Source organism: Paenibacillus sp. TAF43_2 (genome assembly GCF_052113545.1).
Classification (GTDB): Bacteria; Bacillota; Bacilli; order Paenibacillales; family Paenibacillaceae; genus Pristimantibacillus.
Window position 1 is genome coordinate 1 of record NZ_JBFRDK010000054.1, and the last position, 15,589, is coordinate 15,589.

The 15,589-nt window shown below is 43.3% G+C and carries 11 protein-coding genes and 1 pseudogene; 4 read left to right on the plus strand and 8 right to left on the minus strand.

All coding sequences use genetic code 11. The features are described from left to right. A pseudogene (locus AB4Z17_RS14030) lies at nucleotides 1–383 on the minus strand (glycoside hydrolase); the annotation flags it as partial. A gap of 87 nt (nucleotides 384–470) precedes the next feature. Then, nucleotides 471–1,883, minus strand: a complete 1,413-nt coding sequence (locus AB4Z17_RS14035) for an aminotransferase-like domain-containing protein (RefSeq protein WP_441960345.1) — start codon at nucleotides 1,881–1,883, stop codon at nucleotides 471–473. A 151-nt stretch (nucleotides 1,884–2,034) separates the two neighbouring features. Here AB4Z17_RS14035 and AB4Z17_RS14040 point away from each other — a divergent pair, with 151 nt between their 5' ends. Continuing rightward, nucleotides 2,035–2,940, plus strand: a complete 906-nt coding sequence (locus tag AB4Z17_RS14040) for a DMT family transporter (RefSeq protein ID WP_441960347.1) — start codon at nucleotides 2,035–2,037, stop codon at nucleotides 2,938–2,940. A 109-nt stretch (nucleotides 2,941–3,049) separates the two neighbouring features. Here AB4Z17_RS14040 and AB4Z17_RS14045 read toward each other — a convergent pair whose 3' ends face one another. The 3 genes from AB4Z17_RS14045 to AB4Z17_RS14055 form a co-directional block, all read right to left on the minus strand. Further along, nucleotides 3,050–4,504, minus strand: coding sequence for a DHA2 family efflux MFS transporter permease subunit (locus AB4Z17_RS14045; protein WP_441960392.1), 1,455 nt, complete (start codon nucleotides 4,502–4,504; stop codon nucleotides 3,050–3,052). Between the two features lie 264 nt (nucleotides 4,505–4,768). Continuing rightward, nucleotides 4,769–5,854 carry a ribosome small subunit-dependent GTPase A gene (rsgA, locus tag AB4Z17_RS14050; protein WP_441960349.1) on the minus strand — a complete coding sequence of 362 codons (1,086 nt, stop codon included), beginning with the start codon at nucleotides 5,852–5,854 and terminating at the stop codon, nucleotides 4,769–4,771. Between the two features lie 327 nt (nucleotides 5,855–6,181). Beyond that, nucleotides 6,182–7,180: a glycoside hydrolase family 53 protein gene (locus AB4Z17_RS14055; protein WP_441960393.1), complete on the minus strand. Its 999-nt coding sequence runs from the start codon at nucleotides 7,178–7,180 to the stop codon at nucleotides 6,182–6,184. A 235-nt stretch (nucleotides 7,181–7,415) separates the two neighbouring features. Between AB4Z17_RS14055 and AB4Z17_RS14060 the strand changes: the two genes are divergently transcribed. Continuing rightward, the gene (locus AB4Z17_RS14060; protein ID WP_441960351.1) at nucleotides 7,416–7,934 is read left to right on the plus strand and encodes a hypothetical protein; all 519 of its coding nucleotides are present in this window, start codon (nucleotides 7,416–7,418) and stop codon (nucleotides 7,932–7,934) included. Between the two features lie 897 nt (nucleotides 7,935–8,831). Here AB4Z17_RS14060 and AB4Z17_RS14065 read toward each other — a convergent pair. Then, nucleotides 8,832–10,025 carry a winged helix-turn-helix domain-containing protein gene (locus AB4Z17_RS14065; RefSeq protein WP_441960353.1) on the minus strand — a complete coding sequence of 398 codons (1,194 nt, stop codon included), beginning with the start codon at nucleotides 10,023–10,025 and terminating at the stop codon, nucleotides 8,832–8,834. Nucleotides 10,026–10,479: 454 nt separating this feature from the next. Between AB4Z17_RS14065 and AB4Z17_RS14070 the strand changes: the two genes are divergently transcribed. Then, nucleotides 10,480–11,463, plus strand: coding sequence for a tRNA dihydrouridine synthase (locus AB4Z17_RS14070; protein WP_441960354.1), 984 nt, complete (start codon nucleotides 10,480–10,482; stop codon nucleotides 11,461–11,463). A 300-nt stretch (nucleotides 11,464–11,763) separates the two neighbouring features. Further along, nucleotides 11,764–12,972: a GNAT family N-acetyltransferase gene (locus tag AB4Z17_RS14075; protein ID WP_441960355.1), complete on the plus strand. Its 1,209-nt coding sequence runs from the start codon at nucleotides 11,764–11,766 to the stop codon at nucleotides 12,970–12,972. Between the two features lie 109 nt (nucleotides 12,973–13,081). On the opposite strand, the gene AB4Z17_RS14080 is transcribed toward AB4Z17_RS14075, so the two are convergent. After that, nucleotides 13,082–13,999, minus strand: a complete 918-nt coding sequence (locus AB4Z17_RS14080; RefSeq protein WP_441960357.1) for an N-acetylglucosamine kinase — start codon at nucleotides 13,997–13,999, stop codon at nucleotides 13,082–13,084. 12 nt (nucleotides 14,000–14,011) lie between these two features. Then, nucleotides 14,012–15,574 carry a glycoside hydrolase family 3 protein gene (locus tag AB4Z17_RS14085; RefSeq protein ID WP_441960359.1) on the minus strand — a complete coding sequence of 521 codons (1,563 nt, stop codon included), beginning with the start codon at nucleotides 15,572–15,574 and terminating at the stop codon, nucleotides 14,012–14,014. Nucleotides 15,575–15,589: the final 15 nt, after the last annotated feature.

A 15,589-nucleotide genomic window follows, 5' to 3' on the forward strand; every position in this document is an offset into this window, starting at 1 on the left:
AGCATATACCCATCACCCGTTACGATTGGCCATGCAAAGCTATTTTCCTCCGCCTTGCTGGATTTGATCGTTACATCCACATATTTCGCTTTTTTTTCAATTTCAACGTCCATTTGTTTCTCTGGATAGGTCCAGCTAATCTGGTCTCCGCTGTTTTTTACATTTGAAACTTTCATTTTGTCCAGTGGTTCTGATGCTTTTTCAGTCATTCCACCCGACACGACCTCAAGCGCGAAGGTTTCTGGATCTACGTTAAAGCTAAAATCCACATCTTCTATTTGTGCATTTACTTCTCCTCCTCGCGTATTATTTTCGTCCTTGCACCCCGCAAGAACACTTGCTGTGATTGCAGCCAGCATGATGATGGCTATTATTTTTTTCATTTCTCGCACCTCCTGAATCAGACTACATCAGGGGTGTTACGCCAATGTTACAAAAAATATGTTCAAGCAACTAAATATTTCTTTCAATCATAAAGTCCGCGATAAAGCCGTTAAGCGCTGCATTCCTTCCCGCAATAATGCCTCACTCGCAAAAGAATAACTAAGCCGGATCCACGATTTCAGCTCGCCGAGCGGATCAAATATTTCTCCGGGAACGAAGGAAATGGATTGCTCCCTGCTTTTTTTAAGAAGAGCTTCTCCTGATATATCGCTTGGAAGTTCAACCCATAAATTAAGCCCGCCCTGTGGTGCCGTCCATTCCCAGCCTGCTATGGCAAGCTCCTCTTCCATGATCTCTTTATGAACCTGCAGCGCAATACGAAGCTTTTCCACATGCTGCTGCAGCCTCGGTGAGGCGAAATAATGCAAAAATATTTTCTGATTAAGCTGCGGAGTGCCGTTATCCGCAAGCGCCTTGGCTTTGATTAACTGCTCCATGAATGGATAGCGGCAGGCTGCAGCACAAATCCGCAGACCGGGCGCAATATATTTGCTGAAGCTGCTAATATAGATGACCCAGCCCTCCGTGTCATATGCGAATAAGGGAAGCGGGGGCGGCTCAACAAAATACATATCTCGGAACGGATCATCCTCCACGATAAGGCAGCGGTAACGCTCTGCCAATTCCACCAGCAATTTGCGCTGCCAAGCTGGAACAGTATAACCGGTCGGATTTTGGTGGGTTGGATTCATATAGAACATACGCGGCTTATGCTTGCGCATCAAGACTTCTACTTCTGCCAAGTCATAACCTTCCGGTGTGATCGCAACAGGAATAAGCCGCGCGCCTTGCCTGCGAAAAATATCCATCGCTACGCCGTAGGTCGGTCGCTCAATCAACACCGCATCCATCGGCCCAAGCATTATCTGAGCAATCAAATTTATGGCCTGCTGCGCACCTGATGTGATTAACAATTCCTTAGGTGACAGCTGCAATCGATGATGCTCTCTGAAATGCTGGCTCAGCGACTCGCGAAGCTCTTCATCCCCCTGCACATTGGCATAAGTCCCCATAACCTTAGGATAGAGATCAAACACTTTTTTCACATAGTCCGATAAGAACAAATTCGGCAGCAAATTAGGATCAATCAGTGCTTGAGAGAACTGATACTTAGCTGGAATTCGATGAATATCAGATAACGAGTTATTCACTGCATAAGAGGTAACGACGGCGCTCTCTTCCAACCCTTCAGAAAGAGTATCGTTCTCCGATACGTAATAGCCCGATTTGTCTTTTACATACACTTTACCGTCCTCAGCTAGCAATCTATAGGCTTTAAATACCGTCAGCCGGTGCACATCGATTTCTTCAGCAAGCAAGCGTATCGACGGTAATTTTTGATGGGCGATCCATTCCCCACGCTCTACACGGTTCAAGATATAATCATACACCTGCCGGAATAACGGTTGGGCTTGCTTCGCTCCCGTCACTTTTTTCATCTGTTCATAACACCTCTTCGCGGCTGCCTATTTCCATTATTGTACACGATATATTTATCCTTCTGTTCTGTTCCATACAATCTGTTCTGCCTTACTCCCTATATGATTAACAAAATACAATTTCGAACCGACATCTAAAGGGGAAATGAACATGATTTTTTTGGCTTATGCGCTCGTATGTCTTATATTTGGCACAACCTTTCTGGCTATTAAAATCGGAGTAGACGCCGGTGCTCCCCCATTCTTCTCGGCAGGGCTTCGCTTTTTTCTGGCTGGCGCTATTCTGTTTCTTTGGATGGTTTGGAAACACAAGGCTAGCTTCTCCCTGCTGCTGCGTAAAGAGATGCTGTTCACTGGGGCTACGCTGACGTTTGGAACCTTTTCTACTCTGTACTGGGCGGAGCAATATGTATCTTCTGGACTCGCGGCTGTGTTATCGGCTACGGGACCCATCATGATTTTGTTGCTGCAAACGGCTATTCTTCGGCAAAAATCTCCCAAACACTCGCTATACGGCTGCATTATTGGCTGCATCGGCGTACTGCTGTTAGTTTTGCCCAATCTTTCGGTGGATGTCTCACCCTTGTGGCTTGTCGGCTGCGGGGCCATACTGATAGGAGAATGCTGCTATGCAATAGGAGCGCTATATTCCAAAAAAGTAATCAACCGCATGTCCGATGTTTCACCGATAGCCATGAACGCGGCACAAATGATGGTTGGCGGAGCGATGATGTTCATTTTATCTTTGTTCACCGAAGAGGTGCAACTTGAATCCTTTGCATCATTTCAGACGGCAGGCTCATTAATTTATCTGATTGTGATTGGTTCCATGGTTGGGCATACCTTATTCTACTGGCTCGTAGCAAAGACGAATCCCGTTTTCCCATCTACATGGCTCTATATCTCTCCCCCGATTGCTGTAGGAGTCGGCGTACTCTTTTATGATGAGACAATCTCTTGGATTACACTTCTTGGTATCATTACGATTATTGGTGGAACCGTCCTTGTAAATGCAGGTGCACTCAGCCAGTTAATTGTTAAGCGAAGATTGCGATAGTAAAGTGTTTTTAAAATTAAAAAAGGCAGCCAATAAGTTCATTGAACTTATTGGCTGCCTCTAACTTTTAGTAAGATGTATTTTGTCCAAGTGACTCGAACAAATCTGATTAAGCAGTCTGCTTCTGCTCATCCTCTAGTGGTGCCTTCGTTTTGCGAATGAAGAGACCGATAAGAATTGCGAGGACTGAGAGAATTCCGCCGACGATAAACGCACTGTGAAGACCAGCTACCATTGCAGGTATTCCTTCAGCAGGGTTGGTCGGATCCGGGGATGTAGACATATAATCTCTCATGCCTGACGACATTATGCTGACGAACAATGCCACACCAACCGCACCTGCCACTTGCTGCAGCGTGCTCATAACCGCCGTACCATGCGCGTACAATCTGCGCGGCAGCTGATTAAGCCCTGTCGTCTGCGCAGGCATCATCACTAGTGAGATACCAATCATCATCAAGATATGCAGGAATACAACATATCCGCTCGTCCATGCTGCATCAATTCCAGAAAACAGCCAGATGGATACACTCATCAAGATAAGACCAGGTATAACGAGCACCCTTGGTCCAAATTTGTCAAACAAAATACCGGAGACCGGTGCCATAATACCATTCAAGATACTGCCGGGCATCATAACAAGACCAGCGCTAAGTGCAGTAAGCATCATAACATTTTGCAAAAATAGCGGAAGCATGATCATTGTAGAGAACATAGCCATCATAAGTACAAGCATTAGCACTGTAACGAGCGAAAACATGGGGTAACGGAAAACACGCATATCGAGCATCGGTTCCTTCACCGCAAGTTGACGCCATACAAATGAAATCAAGCTGATTCCGCCTACAATCAGGCACCAGACAACTTTAGGATCTGACCACGAGCCTTCTCCTGCGCTGCTAAAGCCATAGACGATGCCCCCAAAACCGATGGAGKAGAGCAGGATAGAAATAATGTCGACCTTTGGTTTCGTCAATTCGCTTACATTTTTCAAATAAATCGCTGCATAGACGATAGAAACGACCGCCAAAGGAATGACCAGATAGAAGAGCCATCTCCAGTTAAGCGAGTCAACGATAAGACCAGATAAAGTAGGCCCAATAGCCGGAGCGGACATCATGACCAAACCGATCAATCCCATTGCGCCGCCCCTCTTCTCTGGAGGGAAAATGATAAGAATCGTATTCATCAATACAGGTATCATTAATCCTGTTCCCAAAGCTTGAACAACACGTCCGACAAGCAGAAACTCAAATATTGGTGCTGTCGCACATATTACCGTACCCGCAAGGAATAAAATCATTGCCCCAAGAAACATTTGACGTGTGCTAAACCATTGTTGCAAAAGTGCTGTTATAGGGACAAGAATACCGACTACAAGCATATAGGCTGTAGCCAGCCATTGTACAGTCGTTTCCGTGATGCTGAAATATCTCATGAGCTCTGGGAAAGCAATGTTCAGCAAGGTTTCATTCAGAATCGATACAAATGCGCCAATAATGAGTGCGGCAACGATCGGTCCTTTCTTGATTTTGCTCAAATCCAGGTTGGAGTTAACCTCCATAGTAGGGCCGTTCAAGAATACTCCTCCTCCAATTTTCTCTTCTCTTTTCGGACAATTGTCCGCATTACTTACAAAATATACCGAACATTTGTCCTCATTGTCAATAACCTAAATTATGACACTAACGAAATGAACATTCAACTTCTTTGCTTCATGAATTCCGTTGAATATTTCACAACTTTACAGCTTAATCCCTCAAGTTAGCATCTATGCTGAAGTCATAAAAAAAAGAGCCCTAATTTTTCAAAGGCTCTGTCGCATGACTTATCTTTTTACTTTTCTTTGTTTCATATCTGTGCTAATCTTTTTCCATTTTGCTTTTTCAGAGGCTGCCAATCGCGCATCTTCCTTGCGTGCTAGATACGCCAGCTCACGTTGGAGTTTGAGATAGCTTTCAAAACGAGCTTGCTCCAAAGATCCATCAGCTATTGCCTTTCGGACAGAACAGCCGGGCTCTTGCTCATGCTTGCAGTCATTAAACCTGCAAGTATTTGCAATTGAATCTACGTCATCAAATGCACCACGGAACCCCTCATCGGCCTCCCATAGCTGAAGCTCCCTCATACCAGGTGTATCAATCATCAGTGCTCCACTCGGCAATTGAACAAGYTCGCGATGCGTCGTCGTATGACGACCGCGGTCATCCCCGCCACGCACATCATTGACTCGTTGCAGATCAACACCGCTCAATTTGTTAATCAGTGTAGACTTGCCTACACCCGAAGAACCTATCAGCGCAATCGTGTTGCCTACACCCAAATAAGGTTCGAGCTGATCTAACCCTTCTCCCTGCGAAGCACTGACTACGTGAATAGGGACAGCAATCGCAATGGACTCTACCTCTGCGATGCGCGCATCCAAATCGTCGCATAAATCTGCTTTGCTCAGCACGATGACCGGCGCAGCGCCGCTTTCCCATGCGAGGATCAAATAACGTTCCATCCTGCGTATATTAAAGTCATTATTTAAGGCATTCACTAAAAAAACAGTATCAACGTTAGCGGCTACAATCTGTTCTTCTACCGTGTCTCCAGCCACTTTACGGGAAAATTTGCTCTTGCGTGGCAGCAGCGCATGAATCGAAGCTTTCTGTTCCTCCAGCCTCGGTTTTATAACTACCCAGTCACCGACTGCTGGAAAATCCTCTCGGCCTGTTGCTTCAAAACGCAGCTTGCCCGTTACCTCGCCCATGAGCTCGCCATGCTCACTCAATAGACGGTACATGTTTTTATGCTCCAATATAATTCGCCCAGCACTATACCCTTGTTTGGCATAAGCGGCAAAATGATTAGAAAAATACTCATTCCAACCTAATGTTTGTAATACCGTATTCGTTGTTTGTTGATTCACTGCGGATTCCCCCTGTAATTGGTTATTCATATGGCTAACGCCAAAACCAGTCACAGTTGAATCCTCATCTGGGAAACGAAATTATTGTTCGCTTGAAAGGAGGATTCCTGTGACCCCGACTGCCGCACCTTCAATAATAGTTAATTTCTCCATTTTCATCTCTCCCCTCAAGCCAGCTTAGCTAGCTTGCAACTAAATTTCTCCATTATTGTAGCATGAATACGAAACATTGCGAAATAACGAAAACATAAAGTTATTTCTCGAAGATTATAGCTATAGAAAAAAGACCTATCGCCAGCTCTAATGAACTAGGATAGGTCGTACTCATTAATTCAAGAAACCGTCAAGCGCAATCGTCGGTTTGCCGTCCGCCTGCCAAGCGCCCTTATTATAACCTCCGTTATAACCAGGGGTCGCTTCCGGTTCCCAATAAAACACGCCAAGCCCTTTTCCGCCTGCAATATTGCGTATTTTTGTCTTTATATCAGCGACGAAGCTTTTGGCAGCAGCAGGCTGATTATAATCCATACCAATTTCGGTAATCATAACCGGCTTGCCATAACGCGATATCATATTGTTCGAGTTGCTGACCGTTTGCGTAACCTTAGACGACCAGTCTGCACTGGTAGGATACAGAGACATCCCGATAATATCAAAGGTCGCTCCGTTCGCGATCAGTCCGCCGATATTCCAAACAAATAAACTGTTGTCATAGCCGTTGGACAAGTGGACAATCGTTTTTGTAGCTGTACTAATAGACTTGACCGCATTGTTGCCTGTATTAATAAGCCAAGCGTAGTTTTGCATGTTTAAGGATGCTTTGCCGTCATTCCAGAGCATGCCATCGTTTGTTTCGTTGCCGATTTGCACCCAATCAGGTGTGACTCCCTTGCTTTGCATAGCAGTCATAACCTCACGCGTATGATTCCAAACAGCATCCATCAGCTGCTGGAACGAATAGCTTGCCCAAGCAGCTGGCTTATTCTGTTTTCCGGGATCCGCCCACGAATCGCTGTAGTGCAATGTAAGCATGACGCTCATCCCGGCATCCTTCGCCCGCTTCGCCAGGGTTGCAGCACGATCCTTATTCATATACCCGTTGCCATAGTTCGAAGAAGGATTGACGAATACTCGAATACGTACGGAGTTGATTTGGTAATCCTGCTTCAAAATTTGAATGATGTCCCTAGTTACGCCGTTTTTGTCCTTCCACGTATACCCTTGCGCCTCCATGCCGGCTACCCAGCTAATGTCCGCACCTTTCGCAAATGCAGGTGCTGCGCTGACCTGCGGCACAGATCCCCCATTCACTCCATAAATAGTCATTAACAATGCCGCAACAAGCATCAAACTGTAAAACATTCGTTTCATACATTCTCCTCCTTCACCTGAATGTTGAAGCATCGAAATTTAATGTATGCGCTTTCAAACGTTGTGTTCTTATTATAGAGGCTGCCAAGCTTTGGCAAACAGGATACAATTGCAACATTCATTATGTTATTGAAGTCAATTACAAAAATGATTAGACTAATCTTAATAACGGAAGCGGGAGGAAAGTAATGTGGAGGGTTCATTATTTAAGAAAAACGGCCTATATTCCTTACCTCTGCACCAAGAGTCTAAACTGAAGTGGTCGCTCCACATTCTATATAGCTTTATAATTGTCTTGTTTATTAGCTTCATCATGATACCCGGAGATGGTCAAGAAAAAACCATAGTAAACATTTTGTTTCTAGCGTTCGCCATTTTTTTCGGATACATATGGCTTGCTATGGCTTTATTTAACAAACCTTATTTAAAAATCACCAATGAATCTATCGATTATAAATGGTTATTTGGACACAAAGTTATCCTAATGAACGATATATACAGAGTAGAGTGCTTTTCCGAAAGTGGAGTCAATAAACTTGGAATTTGGGCTAGTGAACGAGGAGGTCGTTCATTTTGGGAAATTACAAACCGAATTTTGGGCAGGGACTATTCAATAAGTATCGTTATGTCCAATTTTCAAAATATTGATTTTGAAAAATTACGTTTAACTATACTTTCAAAAATCAATAGTGCGCATAACCTTCCATGATCATTTATCTTACGAACTGTAGAGTGCTTATTATGTTGAAAACTGATTTGTTTTCATTTTAACGAATCTGATTAACGTTATATCATGATTTACAGGGTGTCATGAGCTACTTTGCTCGAATTAACGATTCTGGGGTTCGTTACAATTTTAATCCATTAGAAACGGTTTAAATAAGATCTCCTGGGTTCGTAAGCGATAGGTTTGATAAGGGGAGGACATCGTTCTGCCTAAGCATCATCAAAAAAAATAGGAGCTGCTCCAATCGTAGATAAATCTACTTTTGGAACAGTCCTATTTTCACTTTATTTGTAACAGTCAATTCGTCACAAACTGAGTTCACGATGAAAGGCTTGAAAGCCTTTCATCATTCCGCCCATGATATAAGGTGAGTTTTTTGTGTGTTTTAGGTCTTATCATAGGTTTTCTATCTTTCTACTAAGGCGTGTCTGAGAACTCTGAGGAAAGCAAATTTTTCTAAATTTTCGTTCCATGCAAGGCGCGTGTGTGAAGGCGTACAAACAAGTTCTACATGCCCGCATGCGGGAACATATGAATCCAGGATGTCCCTTGATTGACGTGCTTCTCAAATGGGGGTGAGAGGAGTCTAACCTCCCTCTCTTCAATAGACTATATTGTAGATCTACATTTCCAGTTCCAACCAAGCCACATACTCAACATGTAAGGACTGCTGAGCGTTGCACAATTTCCCAGATATAAAACCGCCAAGCGGTCGGCATAACTTTACATGAATGACCATCAAGCGAGCCGTTCGAGAATTTCTGACGTACCTGCAAAACGATAAAATAACTTAATTGTGCTATCCTCTGACACCACAATCTTCTCAACTTCGTATTACGCGGAAACTCGTCGGCAAATGGTACCAGGCAACTGAAAATATCAGTTCAAAGACTCTGTCGAAATTGTCTTGCATCCGTTGAATAATGCGAAATTTTGGAAACAATTATTTAAGGCTGTTCGCAATTGCTTTGTTGGCTTTATGCCGTCCTCGTACCATATATTTTTAACAACAAGCGTCCCGGCTTTTCGCTCCGCGATTACCTCGGCTCGTCCGATGAAGCTTTCTCCGTATAATAGAGGCAGCACATAATAGCCGAATTTCCGTTTGATTGCAGGCGTATAAATCTCCCAAGTGTAATCGAACCCAAATAATTCTTTGATCAGTTTTCTGTCCCATATGAAATTATCTAGTGGGGCAATCAGCTCGCAGCGCAATTTCGGCGTCGGATTTTGCAGGACGGCTGCAATAAGCGGTAAATCCTCCGCACAGCAGTACAGTGTATCCTTCATTTGTTCCACGGCAACAGCAACAATGCGAGCTTCGTGCAACAGCTGGCGGAAAACCTCGTTGCGCTGCTCCGCTTTCAATCCCCATATGTTCAGCCAGGCATCGGATGCGCGATTCCATAAAAGGCCAACAGCTCCGATTCGACGCAGTACCCGCCACTTATGATGCTCAAGCTCGCCCTTCAACGGCTCCGGCGCATTCAGCAGATTTGGCTGTATGTACTTACCGGCGATATCGTAATATTTACGCGTTCCTTTTTTGTGATGGATAATCAAATCGCCTGTCGAGTACATCTGCTCCAGAACCGACCGGGATGAATTGTTTCCGCTGCTCCAGTGGATGACCGATTGCCAAGTGAAATTTCCTTCCAATTTTAGATCATTCGAACTTAGCACACCGTGATTTTGGATGTGAGCCAGAACTTGTTCTACCAACGCTTCCATTTCGGGATAGCGCTTAGCATGCTGCCTTGCAGCCTGCCTGTACCGCTCAAAGTACGGCCAGTTCTCGACAGGGATAATAGCCAAATTTTTGTCGGGATAATCTACCAGGAATCTATCTTTATACAGCAACTCGTCGAGCATGTTCTTGGTAAATCCTCTGATACGCGACTGCAACACCAGTTCGGCGTTTTTTCCGCAAACATCGATGGGATCGTATTGAATACAACCGACCTGCCGCACAAAATCCAATACTCCCTGCTTTCCAGCAAATTGATATTCGCCCAACAGCCCGTGCTTCAATAACAGAAACTGCCGTGCCTGGCGGTTCGTCAATTGAATCATGTACGCATCAGCTCCTTATCGAAACAAACGGAAGCTGCTTGCACCTGATGATGGATGGCGAGTTTTCCTAATTTTCCAATCACCGAAAATTGCTCTTTTTCAACAATTTCAACCACGCCTGTTCCCCCGATCTGTTAGAACACCAACAAAAACAAACATACGTTCCCATAATATTTTATCATTGTCTTGAGCATAAAAACAAGAGATAATGAACTGCTGCCCGTGTCCTACGTGTAAGCAATCATTAAAGCAATGTAATTGAGCGAATCTGTTACATCTCATTTATTATTTCAGAATTTTGATGTGCGATAGTTGACCGTTACCAAATATATGTCTGTCGCTCATACAATCGATTCTGTGCATCAAACGAAAAAAAATGATATTATGTAGGTTGGGTAAAAGACTTTACTACGGCTTTTATCGATTTTTATATATTGCAACAAGAGGAGATATTATGAGTAATGAACACAACTTTTGGCTTGATTTACCAAAGCCGTTTTTTATATTAGCGCCAATGGAAGATGTCACAGATGTTGTATTTCGTCACGTCGTTAGTACAGCTGCAAAACCCGACGTATTTTTCACAGAATTCACAAGTACAGATAGTTATTGCAGCCCTGCAGGAAGAGCCAGTACTCGTAGCCGGTTAACGTTCACAGAAGATGAGCAGCCAATCGTCGCTCACATTTGGGGCAATAAACCTGCATTTTTTGAACAGATGAGTATTGATATGAAAAAACAAGGCTTTCGTGGTATCGATTTAAACATGGGATGCCCCGTCCAAAACGTCGCATCCAATGGAAAGGGTTCTGGACTAATCCAGCACCCTGAACTTGCAGCCGAAATTATTCAAGCAGCAAAAGCAGGTGGATTGCCGGTTAGTGTTAAAACAAGATTAGGGTACTTTGAAATTGACGAGTGGCGCGATTGGTTAGGGCATATATTGAAACAAGATATTGCGAATCTTTCCATTCACCTTCGTACAAAAAAAGAGATGAGTAAAGTAGAGGCGCACTGGGAGCTTATTCCTGAAATTAAAAAATTACGCGATGAAATTGCACCAAATACGTTGTTAACCATTAATGGAGATATTCCTGACCGCGCAACGGGACTCAAATTAGTGGAACAATACGGCGTTGATGGTGTCATGATTGGCCGCGGCATTTTCACCAATCCGTTTGCTTTTGAAAAAGAACCTAAAGAACATAGCGCGAAGGATTTTCTCAACTTACTGCTTTTACAGCTAGATCTTCACGATAAATATTCAAAAGAAAACGAACCACGTCCATTTAAACCACTTCTTCGCTTTTTCAAAATCTATGTTCGTGGATTTAGAGGCGCAAGCGAACTAAGAACTCAATTGATGGATACGACGTCAACAGATGAAGTACGTCGTTTAGTAAAACCTTTTYTAGACCAAGTATTGATTGAAGCGTAACCACCTGTGCATGATAAAAAAGACTTGCTTTGAAAGCCAATTTTATAAAAATAATGAGAGACCTCCCAAAAGTTCAATGAACTCTTGAAAGGTCTCTCATTTTTATACGATGTGGCCTCAGAGACTTCTCAGCCAGATTACCGCATGAAGCGTTGTCATACGGTGTTCACGCTCCTTTATTGACGAAATTTATTATAGATATTAATATTTTTATTAAGATAATAATTTCTAATATCATTAGTCCATTTTTTCAGTCTATTTAAATTTATCCTAACATTGCGAAGCAGGAGGAAATGAAAGATGACGACGGCACCTGACAAAAACATCATCGTAACGAACCAGCCAACAAGAGAACAGCTTGAAAAGATTTACGATATTTTAGATGAATGCTTTTCAGTAGGCCGAGTTTTTTTCCAAGAAAGACTGGATCTCGATAGCACATATGATCCAGAGACAACATGGTTCGCAATGGTCGACGGTGAGATTGCTGCTAATGTGCAAATTTTCCCTCTTTCTATTAGAGTCGGTCAAGCGATCTTGAAAACTGGTGCAATGGGCAGCGTCGGTACAGCTCCAAATTATCGCGGAATGGGCCTTACGCACAAAATTCTTCATGCACAAACAGACTACATGAAAGAAACCAATTATGATATAAGTTTACTTCTGGCTAGTAAGCATGCGTTTTATGAAAAGGTTGGCTGGGAACTTATTCCCGAGACTGCTTACGCTATTGAAAAGCAAGCAAGCTTTGAGCAGCAAAGCAGCTATGACATCGTTCCGTTTGAACCTCGTTATCTTGATGATATCCGTTTCATATACGAACAGTTCAATCAGAATCGCACCTATACTGTAGTCCGTAATGAAGCATACTGGAATGATCTAATAAACTGGCCGGAATGGAAAAAAGCAGACTGTCTGCTGCTCCGCAGAAATAAAAAAATTGTAGCTTATGGCATGATTGAAAAGAAGGATACTGAACAAGTATTTATTAATGAATTCATGTATTTGAACGAGGCAGTGGACGGTGTTGAACATTTATTTCATGCCTTATGTCAGCTGCGCCCAAGTGCAAAGCAAATATTAGCGATGCTGCCAGAGGATCATAAGCTATATTCCTTTTATCAACAACATCAAGCGCAATCCATTCCAATTAATCAGGCGATGTGGAAAATGATCAATCTACATTCTACATTCGAAAAGCTTCAGCCTGAATTGGAACATCGTCTTAACGCTAATAGCTTGATGGCAGATCAAGAACTGTACATAGCGCTTCAATGCGGAGAGGATCATATATACCTTGATTACAAGCAGAAGCGGCTTTCCGTTTCCAATGTTAGTCATGCTGAGTCCTATGTCGAGGTAGAAGCGGATGAACGCAATCTCATAACATATTTGATGTTCGGCTATAATGCGGCAGGCAGAGCAAAGGATAGTGCTGAACAGGCAGCCATTTTGCAAGCCCTATTTCCGAAACAGCAGGCCGTGTTTTATTTGACCGACAAATTTTAATTCATTTTCCTTCAACTGATGTTGCTTAATAGCTTATAAAAAAGGGTGTGTCGCAAGTCCAGAACTGCTCGGACTTATGACACACCCTATTTTCGCATAACGCTAACTACTAATCGTTTTTCATTTTTGATCTTCCTAACAAAACAGCACCATAGGCTGCATCCCTAATCGGCAAGATAAGCTTTGTTTGCGGGTAGGCTCGTGCAAGCTTTCGTTCCAACGCATCTTTTACAAAACGAGATTTTTGCAGCACACTTCCTGCAACAGCAATCGAACTTTCATATAACTCTAGTCGCTCAATAACAGGCACCACAAGCTCAAATAGACTGGCTGCACTTTGCTCCGCTAGCTCAAGCGCCTGCGCATCCCCTCTTTCGCATGCTGTCGTCATAATCGGTGCGAGCTTCGCAATATCTTTTTTTGTTGTATTTTTATGATAAACAAAGCCAATAATTTCTTTCACAGTGCTTAGCCCAAGCTGCTCGTATACTAGCGCTGGAATGATCGTATCCTTCATTCTTCCGTCCTCTGCTTGAACTAAAATGGACAAGAGATTACGTCCAATGCAATAGCCGCTTCCCTCGTCATCAATGAGATGGCCAAAGCCTCCTGTGCGATGCTGCTCTCCCTTTTCATTCACACCGAAGCAAATCGACCCTGTACCGGCAATGAGAATAATGCCTTGCATCGCATTTTGTGCTCCGTATAATGCGGTTTCTTGATCACCTGTAATCGTTAACGGCCCTATGTAACCATTATCTCTCACATGCTTCTCCAAAAAATGGACGACTGACGGATTGCTTACGCCTGCTGCTCCTATACAGATATGAGTAACTTCCTCTAAATTGCTGCAGTAGACCTTCGTTCGATTAAAAATTTCCTCAAAGGCGGCGGCAATCGCATCAGCATCCCCGCCGTTATAATTAATTGGCCCTACAGTAAAGGTTAATAAAGCATCTTCCTGGTCATGGATAATTGTGACAGCTGTCTTGGTGCCGCCTCCATCAATTCCAACGATATATGCCATACTCATATCCCCCTAAAGCTGAATCGTAATGTTGGCAGTTGGTGTAAGCTCACCATTTAGGATTGGAATAAGTGATTTAAATGCATTTAATGAATACTCAAATGCTGCAATTCCGCAAAACTCACCATCGATTAATGTTAAATCATATGGTCGGCCTAATGTAATGGCCGTTACTTTGCAATCTGCTGCCAACAGCTTCTGTACAAGCGCAAGTTGGCCTTTGTTTTCACGCGCATTGAACAAGCCGATTACAACATGCTTGCAGCCTTCAGCCTTTTGCAGCGCAGCATTGATTTGCCCCTCGCTCGGATCAATGCTGATAATCTCATACGCTGCATGAAAATGCTCACCCATATATTGCGGGAAGCTCAGATCTTGATTGACACTGCTGGATGCAAGATCGGTGCGATAGGAATAGGAGCCCATAAATAATACTTGCTCATCACCTGTTCGAATGGGATCAATCTCACCGTTAATGCGGCAGATCGTTTCCGTTCGTATCAGATCATTCGCACGGCGATGTACATCGCAGCCAACTATTTCGTAATCCAGCTCCTCAATAACTGCATATTGGGCTTTATAAGCTAAAATTTTTGTAACAGCTGCATCAATAACCGCTTCATCCAAATCACCGATTGCTACAGCTTCTTCTATTAAATGAATCGCTTCTTTAACCGTTTTAGGCGTATGACTAATAAATACCAAATCAATACCTGCTTTAACGGCCCCTAACGCTCCTTTTGCAGTACCATAATAACGTTTAATTGCATCCATTTCCAAACAATCCGATACAACTAAACCTTTAAAACCTAATTTTTCTTTTAATAGCTCTGTAATAATCGTATAAGACATCGTTCCCAGCAGTCCGGACTTATCGATTTGCGGAAATAAAATATGTGCGCTCATAATAGCTTGAGCACCTTGCTCAATTGCAGCCTTAAACGGCAGCAGTTCAAGCTGCTCTAATTCCTCTACCGTTTTTTCAATCGTAGGCAAGCCAATATGCGAATCGACATTTGTATCACCATGACCTGGAAAATGCTTAAGCGAGGACATTACGCCTCCACCCTGCAATCCCTTCATCATCTCAATCCCATATTGTGATACCTTCTCGGCTGAATCTCCATAAGAACGAACGTTGATAACGGGGTTCAAGGCATTATTGTTAATGTCCATCACTGGCGCAAGATTGAAATTAATACCTAATGCTTTCAATTCTCTGGCAGTCATTCTGCCTGCTGCATATGCATTTTCAGGTCGGCCTGACGAAGCAATTGCCATTGCCCCAGCAACATTTGTCGCGTCCTTGGGCATTCGAGTCACACGACCGCCTTCTTGGTCAATCGTAATAAAGCCTGGGAAACCTGTATGTGTCGTGAACCATTGCTGCAACTCAGCTACAAGCCCGCCTAATTGATATTTATCTTCGATATTATGTGAAAATAAAATAATATTGCCGACTTTATACTGCTCGATTACTTCCTTCAGCTCAGGAGATATCTCAGTTGACGGGAAGCCTGTGACGAACATTTGCCCGATCTTTTCACGCAAGCTCATTTGTTTTATTGTTTTCATCAATTGCTCACCATC